The following is a 12,816-nucleotide window of genomic DNA, read 5'->3' as shown; positions in this document are numbered from 1 at the left end:
TATTTGTAAGTTAAACGATAGCTGCTGTACCAGTGCGAGATATTTGCTGAATATCGAATGCAGATAAGTTCTCAATAAATTGATCCAAGATATCTTGTGAACCCACAGCTTGTAAATATAATGTGCAATCATCTTCTTTTAACTTTGTTACATGTGTTTCATAGTCTTTCAATAATTGGGTAAATCGTGTTGATTGATTTGGTTTATTGAGCTTGATCAGTAATAATTCGAGATTGAACGTGTTTGTTTCTGTAATATCTTCTACTGTCAATGTGTTGACTTGTTTTTTTAACTGTTGAATGATAGTGCGTAATACTTGATCGTCTGGCACTTCTGCGACGAATGTAATTTCAGTTATGCCGGGCTCTAATGTTGGGCCGGCTGTAATGTTGACGATGTTGAATTGACGTCTAACAAAAGTGCTTGTGAGACGATTGAGCGTTCCTGCTTTATCGAATACGGTTAACTGGAATGTACGTCTCATACTAGTCCCTCCATTTCATGATTTGCTTTGCCACTTGGAACCATTGGTAATACAGGTTCTGTCGGAGAGATTCGGATATCAATCAATGCAGGCCCTCTATAACTAAATGCTTCATCAAGTGTTTTTTCTAAGTTGTCAGCATGATTAATTAGAAAGCTTTTTACACCGTATGCTTCAGACATTTTTACAAAGTCCGGTTGTTTGTTGAACACCGAGTGAGAGAAGCGTTTGTCAAAGAACTTATCTTGCCACTGCTTTACCATTCCAAGCGTTCCATTGTTGATCAGCACAATTTTAATATCTAGTTCGTATTCGTTGAGCAACGCCATTTCTTGGTTCGTCATTTGGAACCCACCATCACCGACAAATACGACAACGGTGTCATTTGGTTTGGCAAACTTTGCACCGATTGCAGCTGGGATGCCGAATCCCATCGTACCAAGACCACCGCTAGTGATGAGCTGACCGTGCGTCTTGAAAGGGTAGAATTGAGCGACCCACATTTGATGTTGCCCAACATCTGTTGCGACGTAAGCATCGCCATTTGTCAACTTACCGATATATTCAATTGCACGTTGTGGTTTGCTGAATGCAACATCATCAGTTTCACCGTATGAAAATGGATGTTTTGTTTTGAAGCCTGTGACTTCATCTAACCATGCTTGATGGTGATCTAATGATAAGTCTTCTGAAAGTAACTGTTCGAGTACTTCTTTGACATCGGCAACGATTCCAATATCGGTACGGACAATTTTGTTGATCTCTGATGGATCGATATCAACATGTACGATTTTTGCATTTGGTGCAAAGTCATCTGGCTTACTTGCAAGTCGGTCATCGAAACGTGAGCCCAAATTGATTAACAAGTCACATTCTGTTAATGCCATGTTGCTTGCATAAGAGCCATGCATCCCACCCATTCCTAAGAAAAGCGGGCTGTCATAAGGAATCGCACCGAGTCCATGTAACGACGTTGCCACTGGAATGTTGTAACGTGTTACAAACGTATGCAACAAGTGATTGGCTTGCGAGAAGTTCACCCCAGCACCAGCAAGGACGAGTGGTTTTTGTGATTCTTGTAATGCATCTCGCAATTGAGCAACATCTTCTGATAAAGGGGTTGTTGTCACTTGGTAACCAGGTGTATGAACCGTTGAATCATAAGGTGTTGCAGTTGTAAGTGTCCCCATGTCTTTCGGGAAGTCGATGACAACAGGCCCTTTACGACCTGAGTTTGCGACATGAAATGCTTCTTTGATAATACGAGGAATGTCATTCACATCTCGCACTTGATAGTTGTGTTTTGTAATCGGTGTCGTCATCGATAAAATATCTGCTTCTTGGAATGCATCTTTTCCAATACCAGGGGAAGCAACTTGCCCTGTAAAGACCACGAGAGGGAGGGAATCACTATATGCATCAGCGATACCAGTAATCGCATTCGTTGCGCCAGGACCACTTGTTACAACGACAACACCAGGTTTTCCGCTTACACGTGCATATCCTTCCGCCGCATGTGTCGCACCTTGTTCATGTCGGTAAAGTATGTGTCTTGGTCCATTTCCATCATAAAAAGTATCGTAAAGTGGTAAGACAGCACCACCCGGATAACCAAAAATATATTCAACGTTCTCTTCAATTAACGCATCCACTAATAATTCAGATCCCGTTTTAAATGTCGGTGCCGTTGTATCTGCTGTTTGTTCATAATCCGTAGTATTTGCATGTGACATATGAATGACCTCCATTTTGTAAAATTTATAATAAATCATCAGGTACTTTCATCACGCCGCCTGTATTTGCGCTTGTCACAAGGGCTGTATATCGTGCTAAGTAACCTGTTTTAACTTTTGCTTTGAATGGTTGTTGTAATGTTTTACGCTCTACTAATGTCGACGCATCTACGTGTAAATCTAATGTACGGTTTGTTAAGTCGATTGTGATTTCGTCACCATCTTCAATGAGACCGATTGGACCTCCTGAAGCGGCTTCAGGTGAGATATGTCCGACAGCAATACCGCGTGTTGCGCCTGAGAAGCGCCCATCTGTGATGAGTGCGACATCTTTTCCTAAGCCACGTCCAACAATTGAAGAAGTAGGGGCGAGCATCTCTGGCATGCCCGGACCGCCTTTAGGCCCTTCGTAACGAATGACGACAACATGACCTGCTTTGACTGTATGGTTATCAATAGCGGCAACCGCTTCATCGTGACTATCGAAACAAATCGCTTTACCAGTGAATGTCTTGATACTTGGATCCACGCCGCCTACTTTGATAACAGCGCCATCCGGAGCGATATTGCCGTAAAGGATAGAAAGGCCACCTTCTTTATCATAAGGATTATCCAGCTTACGAATGACGACATCATTCGTAATTTCTTTTCCTTCATTGTTTTCACGTAGCGTTTTACCAGTCACAGTGATACGGTCAGGGTGTAAGACACCTTCCTTTTTCATCAGTTCATTGATGATGGCTGGCACACCGCCAGCTTCATGAACATCTTGCATTGAATATGAAGAACTTGGTGCGATTTTCGATAAATACGGTGTTCTCTTAGCAACTTCATTAATGCGAGATAAGTCGTAATCAATGCCGGCTTCTTGTGCGATTGCTAAGGTATGTAAGACTGTGTTAGTCGATCCACCCATCGCCATATCTAATGCAAACGCATCGTCAATGGCTTCTTTTGTGACAATGTCACGTGGTTTAATATCGTGTTTGACATTGTAGACGAGTTGTTTCGCTGCTTGGCGAATCATTTCACGACGTTCGTCACTTACGGCTAAAGCAGTTCCGTTATATGGGAGTGCAAGTCCGAGTACTTCCATTAAGCAGTTCATTGAGTTAGCGGTGAACATTCCTGAACATGAACCGCAAGTTGGACATGCGTTTTGTTCCATTTCCAAAAATTCTTCTTTAGTCATTGTGCCTTCTTTAAATGCACCGACAGCTTCAAACATAGATGACAGTGTCAATGCTTTACCTTGAGAAGAGAGGCCAGCTTTCATTGGGCCACCAGAACAAAAGACAGCTGGGACATTCGTTCTTACTGCGGCAAGCATCATGCCCGGTGTGATTTTGTCACAGTTTGGAATGTAGAAGACGCCGTCGAACCAGTGTGCATTGATGACAGTTTCTGCAGCGTCCGCGATAATTTCACGACTAGGTAATGAATAGCGCATACCGATGTGACCCATTGCGATGCCGTCATCGACACCTATTGTATTGAATTCAAATGGGATACCACCCGCTTCTCGTATCGCTTCTTTGGCAATATCTCCAAGTTCACGTAAATGGACGTGTCCAGGAACAATGTCGATACATGAATTACAAATTGCGATAAATGGTTTATTCATATCAGTGGGAGATTTGATTTGTCCAGTTGCATGTAATAAGCTTCTTGCTGGTGCTTGATGATCACCTTTTTTTATCGTGTCACTTCTCATTTTGGTTGCCTCCTTGGTTGGTTACAGAAAATAAAAAATACGCCCCAATATGAATTGGGACGTATTATGGTAAGTCCCATTCAACTAGAAATAGGACTTAAGCAATTTAGTAAAAGTTTCTTACTAAAGCTCCAGTCCTGGGCGTAATAATAAAATAATGATATTAAGTTGTTGGTTAGGGAATGAATACTTAGTCATCATTGTTATACGCTCCTTAAAGTGTTGAATGAGTTATTTTTCAAATAAGCTGCTGTTAATTAAATGAATTATCTGAAAAAAGGATAGACTTAATTTAACGCATCTTTTCTAAGAAGTCAACAGTAAGTTTGAAATTTTCTGAAAAATAATAAGTGGTTATTTTTTAATAGAAGTTGCAACAAAGTAGTAAGCTAATGAATGCGTATGATTATGAGACATTCACAATTCTACTCAAGACAAAAATTTGATACAATAGATAGGAAAATTGAGTCAGGAGTGCACATTATGAAGAAGGTTCAAAATTTAGTAGAAATGGAAGATTTCGCTCGACAACTTGCACAACAACTTGAAGCAGGTGACGTATTATTATTAGATGGTGATTTAGGTGCGGGTAAGACAACGTTTAGTCAGTTTTTAGGGCGCGCATTAGGTGTGACACGCACGATTAATTCACCAACCTTTAATATTATCAAGTCATATAAAGGGTCAGAACTTAAATTTCATCACATGGATTGCTATCGTCTAGAAGATTCAGAGGAAGATTTAGGCTTTGATGAATATTTTAATGATGAAGCGGTAACGGTCATTGAATGGAGCCAATTCATAGAAGAATACTTGCCAGATACATTTTTGAAAATAACGATTACAGTCGATAGTGAGACAGAACGTACCCTATACCTTGAAGCAGTAGGTGCGCATTATGAGACGGTAAAGGAGGCAGTTGAACATGTATAGCTTGTTGATTGATAGCTCGAATCAGCCGTTAGCTGTGGCATTGATGAAAGGAGACGAAGTGCTGGTGTCATACACATCAGCAGTCAAACAGAATCATTCCGTACAACTGATGCCACAAGTTGCATCGTTAATAGAAACAGCGAACATTACGCCACAAGATTTAACGAATATCGTTGTGGCTCAAGGACCAGGGTCATATACGGGGCTGCGCATCGGGGTGACAGTGGCCAAGACTTTAGCTTATACGCTCAATGCAAACTTATATGGTGTTTCATCACTCAAAGCACTTGCGGCAACAGTACAACACACAAATCGCTTCATCATCCCTATTATGAATGCACGTCGTGAATATGTATACGCAGGGGCATATCAATGGCAAGATGGACAATTACAATCAATGATTGCGGATCAATATATTGCGCTCTCAGATCTAATTGATCGTGTAAAAGATGAGCCTAATGTTTTATTTGTAGGAGAAGATGTTCGTCAATTTGAAACGCAATTACAAGCGTTTGATGTGCAACCTTTATTACCTAAAGCTGAAGCGATGTGGCAACATAAAGGTGAAGTCCAAAAAGTACACAGTTTTAGTCCGCAATATTTGAAGTTATCGGAGGCAGAACAGAATTGGTTGAATCAACAAAATTCGAAGACCAACTAAATATTCGCCGCATGACACACGAAGATGTCCCAGCAGTGTTTGATTTGGAACGTATCAGCTTTCACAAAAGTTCATGGACGATAGATGCGTTTTATCACGAACTTGAACAAAATAATTTTGCACATTATTTTGTGTTGACGTATGAAGAAGAGGTCATTGGATATATCGGTTTATGGATCGTGGTTGATCAAGCGCAAATCACAACAGTTGCAGTGGCACCTGAGTATCGGGGTTATGGACTCGGTCAATTACTGATGAACTATGCGAAGAACTTTGCTTCAACAATTGCGACAGTGATGAGCTTAGAAGTACGTGTGAATAATCATGTCGCACAACATGTTTATGAAAAATCAGGATTTCAATATGGTGGAAAGCGTAAAAATTATTATGGTGACGGAGAGGACGCATGCGTAATGTGGGTGAATTTAAATGACTAAACAAACTTTGATATTAGCAGTTGAAACGAGCTGTGATGAAACAAGTGTCAGTGTCATTGCAGATGGACATAAAATTTTAAGCAATAGTGTATTGAGTCAAATCGAGAGTCACAAGCGTTTTGGTGGGGTTGTACCTGAAGTTGCGAGTCGTCATCACGTTGAAAATATGACATTGATGATCGAAGATGCGTTGCAAACGGCACAAGTTACGATGGACGATGTTGATGCTGTCGCTGTGACACAAGGACCTGGATTAATCGGGGCATTATTAGTAGGTGTCAACGCAGCAAAAACGTTAGCATTTGCACATAACAAACCGCTGATTCCTGTACATCATATAGCGGGGCATATTTATGCGAATCAATTAACTAACGGATTGACGTTCCCACTTATGGCGCTTATCGTATCAGGCGGACACACGGAACTGGTCTTAATGCGTGATCATTTGGACTTTGAAGTAATCGGAGAGACACGTGATGATGCTGTTGGTGAAGCATACGATAAAGTGGCGCGCACAATCGGTTTACCATATCCGGGTGGGCCACATGTTGATAAACTTGCTGCACAAGGGTCAGATACGTACGATTTTCCACGTGTTTGGTTAGAACCAGATAGCTTTGATTTTAGCTTTAGTGGATTGAAAAGTGCAGTAATCAATAAGTTGCATAACTTGAAACAAAAGGGCGAGAACCCAATTCCAGAAAATGTAGCCGCAAGTTTTCAAAACAGTGTGGTAGAAGTCTTAGTTGGAAAAGCAATTCGTGCTTGTCAAACATACGATGTGAAGCAACTGATCGTCGCAGGTGGCGTGGCGAGTAATCGTGGTTTACGTGCAGAATTAGAGCGTGTCACGCAATCACAAGGTATCACATTGTCTATTCCTGAGCCACAACTGTGTACTGACAATGCAGCAATGATAGGTGCTGTTGCGTACCATTTATATCAAAAGGGTGTCTTTGCCGATATGTCGTTGAATGGAAAAAGCAATATGTTTTTAGAACTATAAATTTTAAACGCTTTAACATCAGTTACTCATAGGATGTTAAGGCGTTTTTTAAATAAATGCACTAATAGAAGTCAGGAATTGTCAAAATTTGAGAAAGTCAATAGAGAACGTACGTACTTATGCACAAGTTGTTAACAAATAGTGGATAACTTGCTGATAAGTCGTGGACAAATGAGATTTTAGTGGATAAAAAAGAGGGATATGCACATTTTACATTGTGGATAACTAGGATAACTTTGTGGATAGTTGAAATCATCGCATTTTTATTGTGAATAAAAAAAATAAAGATGGCAGAAAATTCCTGCACATCTTTGCTTAAATATCATCTAAATCACTGACTAAAATTTGTAATTCTTCCCATTTTGTCATTGTTTCTTCTAGTTGTTGTTCGATAGTTGTTCGCTCTTCCGCAAGTGTTTGAATCTGTTCATAGTCATCGATAATTGCTGGATCAGACATAGATGTATCAATCTCTTCTATTCGAGACTCATAAGTTTCAATATCTGTCTCATAAGCTTCGATTTGACGTGTCAACTTACGCTTTTCACGGCGTGCTGCTTTTAAGTCTTCATATGTTGTTTCTTGTTCAGAGAGTTGTTCATTTGAAGGGCGTACTGCGACATTTTGAGTTTCAGTATGCATTGCAAGTGCTTGTTGTTGTTCGAGCTTTTCTAGATAATATTGATAGTCACCGAGATAGATACGTCCACCTTGTTCATCCAAATCATAGACTTTATTTGCCAATTCGTTAATAAAGTAACGGTCGTGAGAAACAAAGATTAAAGTACCCGCAAAGTCATTTAATGCTTGTTCGAGCATTTCTTTAGAATCAATATCAAGATGGTTGGTAGGTTCGTCAAGAATCAGTACATTATTGCGTTCCAACATAAGTAAGGCAAGTTGAAGCCGTGCCTTTTCACCACCTGATAAGTCATTGATAATTTTTTGAACATCATCTTGAGTGAAAAGAAAGCGACCGAGAACAGCACGTACATCTTTTTCAGGCATATGACGATATTGATCCCAAACATAATCTAAGATCGTTTTACTAGATTGAAACTCTGCTTGCTTTTGATCGTAATAACCAATTTTTAAGTTAGCCCCTGGAATCACTTGGCCTGCTAGGGCGTTTAGGCGTCCAGCAAGTGTCTTGATTAATGTAGATTTCCCAATACCATTTGGACCGATAATTGCGATATGATCACCTTTTGATACTTCCATATTGATTGGTTTTGTAATCGGCGTTTCGTACCCAACTTCCAAGTCACGTATGTGCATCACATCATTACCTGTATTGCGATCGAAGTCAAAGCGAATATCCGCACTTCTTGCATCCAACATGGGTTTTTCAAGTCGTGTCATTTTTTCAAGAACTTTTCGTCGACTTTTTGCCATACCACTTGTAGAAGCACGTGTGATATTTTTTTCGACAAAGGTTTCTAATCGTTTGATTTCATCTTGTTGCCGCTCATATTCTGCGAGGCGTTTTTGATAGTATTGATCACGTTGCGCGATAAATTTACCATAGTTACCAACATAGTGCTTCACTTCACCTAAAGAAACATCATAGATTTGTGTGACGATTTTATCTAAGAAGTAACGGTCGTGCGAGATGATGACGATAGCCCCTTTAAAAAACTTCAAATAATCTTCTAACCATGCAGTCGTTTCCATATCGAGATGGTTAGTCGGCTCATCAAGTAGCAAAAGGTCAGGTTCACGCAGTAACATTTGAGCGAGTGAAAGTCGTGTTTTTTGACCGCCACTGAAGTCGTTGACTGGACGATGATAGTCGGCTTCCGTAAAATGTAGCCCGTTCAAAACAGTCTTTATTTTACGCTCATAATCATAGCCACCTTGCTTTTCAAACTCATTCGATATGCTTTCATAACGCTTCATATGTTCTTGATAAGCATCCGAATCATAGCGATCTGCGTGTTGAGCAAGCCAATCCGTTTCTTCTTGCATCTTCTCACCGAGTTGTTTAAGGTGCTCAAACGGTTGTAACATCTCTTCAAACACAGTTTTTTGAGTGTTGAGTGTCATTTGCTGTGTCAGATAACCCATTTTTAAGTTTTTAATCTTTGAGATATGACCGTCTTCGTATGCTTCTACACCTGCAATGATTTTCATTAAAGTGGATTTTCCTGCACCGTTACGTCCAACAATGCCAATTCGTTCGCCGGTTTTCACTTCAAAGTTGACACCATCAAAAATTGTCTCGCCATCAAAAGACTTTGAAATCTGACTGAGTTGCATTAATATCATGTGGGATGCTCCTTTCATTAACATATATTGTACAACAAAAAATATACCCATCAAAATGTAAATGTTTCTTTCTGAGTAAAAGTCAGTTATAATTATAGTGTTGTGCTGTGAAATGTATCACATATGTTTAGAAATATTTTTGGAGGATTGTGTAATGGCTAAAGAAACGGTAAAAATTCCAAGAGCGACCTTGAAACGCCTGCCTTTGTATTATCGCTTTGTAAACACGTTAAAAGCGAAAGGTGAAAATCGTGTCAATTCTAAAGCGATTAGCGAAGGCTTGAATATCGATTCAGCAACGATTCGACGTGACTTTTCTTATTTTGGCGAGCTTGGCAAAAAAGGATACGGCTATAACATTGACAACCTTCTAGACTTCTTCAAATCAGAATTAAGTGACTCTGAAGAGATTCACATCGGCATTGTAGGTGTCGGTAATCTCGGTCACGCATTGATTACTTACAACTTCTCCATCCACGATGATATGACAATTACAGAAGCATTTGATATACGTCCAGAAGTGATCGGTGAAACAATCGGTAATGTCCTTGTTAAACCAATGTCAGATATGACAGAAATTATTAAGAAAGAAAAACTTGAAGTGGTGATTATTGCAACACCAGAATCGGCAGCACAAGCGGTTACAGATCAACTTGTTGAAGCAGGCATTAAAGGTATTCTTAACTTCACGCCAAAGCGTGTACAAGTGCCACAATCAGTACAAGTTCATCAAATTGATCTGGGTGTAGAACTTCAATCATTGCTCTTTTTTATGAAAAATTACAATTCAACACTACAAGCATAATACAGTCGACATAAATTATTGAATATGTAAGCAAATAAGTCATCAAAATTCAGCTTTTGAATTTTGATGTTTTTTTATGCGCTTATTTTTCAGATAGGTCTTTCATAGCAAAATAATCTTTTAAAAAGTTGAGAGACTACTTTGTGTATCATTTGGTACTCTCTGAGAAAGATGGAAAATTATAAAATTTTACACTCACCCTTGCATTATATAATGACATTCTATATAATTCAGATAATGTTAATCGGATATAGGAGGTTGGTAAAATGATTTGGACTATTTTTAGTGGTTTAATCGTTGGGGCATTACTTGGATTTGTAATGCAACGTACAAGATTCTGTTTGACAGGTGGTTTTCGTGACATGTACGTTCAAAAGAACAACAAGATGTTTTATGCATTATTAGTTGCGATTACGATTCAAGCAGTTGGTATTTTCGGATTGAAAGCAGCTGGATTCATTACGATTGATAACGGGACGTTTCCTATCGTTGGAACAATTATTGGATCGTTTATCTTCGGTGTCGGCATTATTTTAGCAGGTGGCTGTGCAACAGGGACATATTATCGTGCAGGAGAAGGCCTTATCGGAAGTTGGATTGCACTAGGATTTTATGCGCTTTTTGCAGCTATTTCAAAATTTGGTATTTTAGCACCGATCAATGAACGTTTACAAAGTTATACAGTGGCAAATGCAGATATGTCTGTTTCAACAGGTGTACCATATTGGGTATGGCTTGTACTCTTAGTCGGTATTACAACATTCTTCGTTGTCAAAACTTTACGTAAACCAAAACCAACCATTGCAGTTCCGAGATTAAAGCAACGTTACACAGGGATTCGTCACATATTGTTTGAACGTCGTTATCATCCATTCGTTGCAGCTATTGCAGTTGGCTTAATTGCAATGATTGCATGGCCAATGAGTATTTCGACTGGACGTGAAGGTGGATTAGGGATTACCACACCTTCTGCACATATCGTTCAATTTTTAACAACAGGTAATGTGACTGTATTGGACTGGGGTGTCTTTCTCGTACTCGGTATTTTAGTAGGCTCATATATTGCAGCAAAAGGCTCTCATGAATTTAAATGGCGCTTACCAGACATTAAAACAATCCGTAACAGTGCATTAGGTGGTACATTTTTGGGATTTGGTGCGGCCGTAGCAGGTGGCTGTTCGATCGGTAATGGACTTGTTGCAACAGCTGCGCTATCTTGGCAAGGATGGATTGCGTTAGCGTCAATGATTCTAGGCACTTGGTTTATGAGTTACTTCTTGTTTGTCAAACCGTTACGTGCGGCACGTCGACAAACGCAAAGTGTAAAAGCGCAATCAGTGAATGCATAATATAGAAATAAAGGAGATATTATTATGGTATATGAACTAGGTACAGTTGGAATGGTATGCCCGTTCCCTTTAATAGAAGCACAGAAAAAGATGGAAGAACTTGCAGTTGGTGACGAGTTGAAAATTGATTTTGACTGCACGCAAGCAACAGAATCAATCCCAAACTGGGCTGCGGAGCAAAATTATCCTATTACGAATTATGAGCAACTCGGTGATGCGTCATGGACAATCACTGTTCAAAAAGCATAAGGTTATAGAATAGTTAGAGGCTGATCCATGTATCAGTCTCTTTTTTATACAAGATATTGTCAAACATTTGCTAATTGTGAAGACTTGTCACAACTAACAAATGTTGATTCAAGATTACTACAAGTTTAAGCGAATATTTCAAGGGGTTTGTGTTAGAATAACAATTGACATAGTGAGGTGAAAGAGATGAACATACGAGACATTGCGGAGCTTGCAGGTGTTTCTAAAAGTACGGTATCGCGTTATTTGAATAAAGGTTCAATTAGTCCAAAGACACAGCGTAAAATTCAACAAGTGATTGATGCACATGAATATGCACCGAATCAATTTGCACAAAGCTTGAGAGCGCAAAAGACAAAGATGATTGGTGTGATTATTCCACGTATGTACTCTTATGCAGTGGCAAGTACAGTGCAAGGGATTAAAAAGACGTGTGAAGCACAGGGGTATCAAATATTATTTTCACTAACAGAACGTGATGCGGAACAAGAATTAGAAGCGTTACGATCATTTCATCGCAGTAAAGTAGATGGTGTCCTTTTTATGGCGACTTCAATTACAGAAGCACATATGGAGATTATCCAAGCAATGCCGATGCCAGTGATTTTGATTGGTCAAAATCATTCTGAACTAAGTGCCATTTATCATAATGACTTGCAAGCTGGTGAGTTAATGGCTGAGCGTATTATTGCAGAAGGATTTGAATATATCTGTTATGCAGGAGTTCCAGATGAAGACCAAGCTGTTGGTCATTCACGCTATCAGGGACTATACGAGACGTTAAGCGCAAAAGGCATTGAAGTTGAGATTTATCAAGCGGCATTTGATTACGATCAAGCTTTAGCGAAGTTGCAACCTCAACTTACTTTAAGGGAACATACGGCGTATATTGGTGCCACTGATACGATTGCAATGGCTCTATACCATTTGATTATGAATGATTCAGCAACCACACCGTTTATCGGGGGATTTGGCGGAGACCCTGTAACAGATATTGTTCATCCAAGAATACATACGATTTACTATCAATATGAACGTGCAGGTCAGATGGCTGTTACCGCACTGTTTGAACAATTAAAAGATTCCTCACGTCTCAAAACACACGTATTAGATGTGTTGCCGTCTCAAGACGATATTTTATTGCACAAAAATGGGACCGTTACCAAGTAAAAGGAGT

At 39.6% G+C, this 12,816-nt stretch carries 12 protein-coding genes; 8 read left to right on the top strand and 4 right to left on the bottom strand.

Going from position 1 to position 12,816, the window contains the following annotated elements; translation table 11 throughout:
- Positions 1 to 10: 10 nt before the first annotated feature.
- The 3 genes from ilvN to ilvD are packed head-to-tail and all read right to left on the bottom strand — an operon-like array spanning position 11 to position 3,931.
- Positions 11 to 484: an acetolactate synthase small subunit gene (gene ilvN / locus MUA51_RS07960; RefSeq protein ID WP_262559277.1), complete on the bottom strand. Its 474-nt coding sequence runs from the start codon at positions 482 to 484 to the stop codon at positions 11 to 13.
- Positions 481 to 2,217, bottom strand: coding sequence for a biosynthetic-type acetolactate synthase large subunit (gene ilvB, locus MUA51_RS07955; RefSeq protein ID WP_262559276.1), 1,737 nt, complete (start codon positions 2,215 to 2,217; stop codon positions 481 to 483). The genes ilvN and ilvB overlap by 4 nt, the downstream gene beginning before the upstream one ends.
- Positions 2,218 to 2,242: 25 nt before the next feature.
- The gene (gene ilvD, locus MUA51_RS07950) at positions 2,243 to 3,931 is read right to left on the bottom strand and encodes a dihydroxy-acid dehydratase (protein ID WP_262559275.1); all 1,689 of its coding nucleotides are present in this window, start codon (positions 3,929 to 3,931) and stop codon (positions 2,243 to 2,245) included.
- A 483-nt stretch (positions 3,932 to 4,414) separates the two neighbouring features.
- On the opposite strand from ilvD, the gene tsaE reads away from it, so the two are divergent.
- From tsaE to tsaD, 4 genes are read left to right on the top strand one after another with little or no spacing between them, the layout of a single operon-like run.
- The gene (gene tsaE / locus MUA51_RS07945; protein ID WP_262559274.1) at positions 4,415 to 4,864 is read left to right on the top strand and encodes a tRNA (adenosine(37)-N6)-threonylcarbamoyltransferase complex ATPase subunit type 1 TsaE; all 450 of its coding nucleotides are present in this window, start codon (positions 4,415 to 4,417) and stop codon (positions 4,862 to 4,864) included.
- Entirely contained in the window at positions 4,857 to 5,525 is a 669-nt protein-coding gene (gene tsaB, locus MUA51_RS07940) for a tRNA (adenosine(37)-N6)-threonylcarbamoyltransferase complex dimerization subunit type 1 TsaB (RefSeq protein ID WP_262559273.1), read from the top strand. The genes tsaE and tsaB overlap by 8 nt, the downstream gene beginning before the upstream one ends.
- Positions 5,526 to 5,536: 11 nt before the next feature.
- On the top strand, positions 5,537 to 5,962 hold the full coding sequence (rimI, locus tag MUA51_RS07935) for a ribosomal protein S18-alanine N-acetyltransferase (RefSeq protein ID WP_262560885.1): 426 nt from the start codon (positions 5,537 to 5,539) through the stop codon (positions 5,960 to 5,962).
- Positions 5,955 to 6,968 (top strand): tRNA (adenosine(37)-N6)-threonylcarbamoyltransferase complex transferase subunit TsaD, encoded by a 1,014-nt coding sequence (tsaD, locus tag MUA51_RS07930; protein WP_262559271.1) that lies wholly within the window; start codon positions 5,955 to 5,957, stop codon positions 6,966 to 6,968. The genes rimI and tsaD overlap by 8 nt, the downstream gene beginning before the upstream one ends.
- 315 nt (positions 6,969 to 7,283) lie before the next feature.
- On the opposite strand, the gene MUA51_RS07925 is transcribed toward tsaD, so the two are convergent.
- Positions 7,284 to 9,236, bottom strand: a complete 1,953-nt coding sequence (locus MUA51_RS07925) for an ABC-F family ATP-binding cassette domain-containing protein (RefSeq protein WP_262559270.1) — start codon at positions 9,234 to 9,236, stop codon at positions 7,284 to 7,286.
- Between the two features lie 154 nt (positions 9,237 to 9,390).
- Here MUA51_RS07925 and MUA51_RS07920 point away from each other — a divergent pair, with 154 nt between their 5' ends.
- The 4 genes from MUA51_RS07920 (at position 9,391) to MUA51_RS07905 (ending at position 12,809) form a co-directional block, all read left to right on the top strand.
- Positions 9,391 to 10,041 carry a redox-sensing transcriptional repressor Rex gene (locus tag MUA51_RS07920; RefSeq protein ID WP_095117461.1) on the top strand — a complete coding sequence of 217 codons (651 nt, stop codon included), beginning with the start codon at positions 9,391 to 9,393 and terminating at the stop codon, positions 10,039 to 10,041.
- A gap of 266 nt (positions 10,042 to 10,307) precedes the next feature.
- Positions 10,308 to 11,390 (top strand): YeeE/YedE family protein, encoded by a 1,083-nt coding sequence (locus MUA51_RS07915; protein WP_262559269.1) that lies wholly within the window; start codon positions 10,308 to 10,310, stop codon positions 11,388 to 11,390.
- A 24-nt stretch (positions 11,391 to 11,414) separates the two neighbouring features.
- Positions 11,415 to 11,639, top strand: coding sequence for a sulfurtransferase TusA family protein (locus MUA51_RS07910; RefSeq protein WP_262559268.1), 225 nt, complete (start codon positions 11,415 to 11,417; stop codon positions 11,637 to 11,639).
- 186 nt (positions 11,640 to 11,825) lie between these two features.
- Entirely contained in the window at positions 11,826 to 12,809 is a 984-nt protein-coding gene (locus tag MUA51_RS07905; protein ID WP_262559267.1) for a LacI family DNA-binding transcriptional regulator, read from the top strand.
- Positions 12,810 to 12,816: the final 7 nt, after the last annotated feature.

It is taken from the genome of Staphylococcus sp. IVB6214 (assembly GCF_025558585.1).
In the GTDB taxonomy this organism is placed as follows: domain Bacteria; phylum Bacillota; class Bacilli; order Staphylococcales; family Staphylococcaceae; genus Staphylococcus.
The sequence above is the reverse complement of the archived record's forward strand: the minus strand, read 5'-3'. Positions and strand labels throughout refer to the sequence as shown.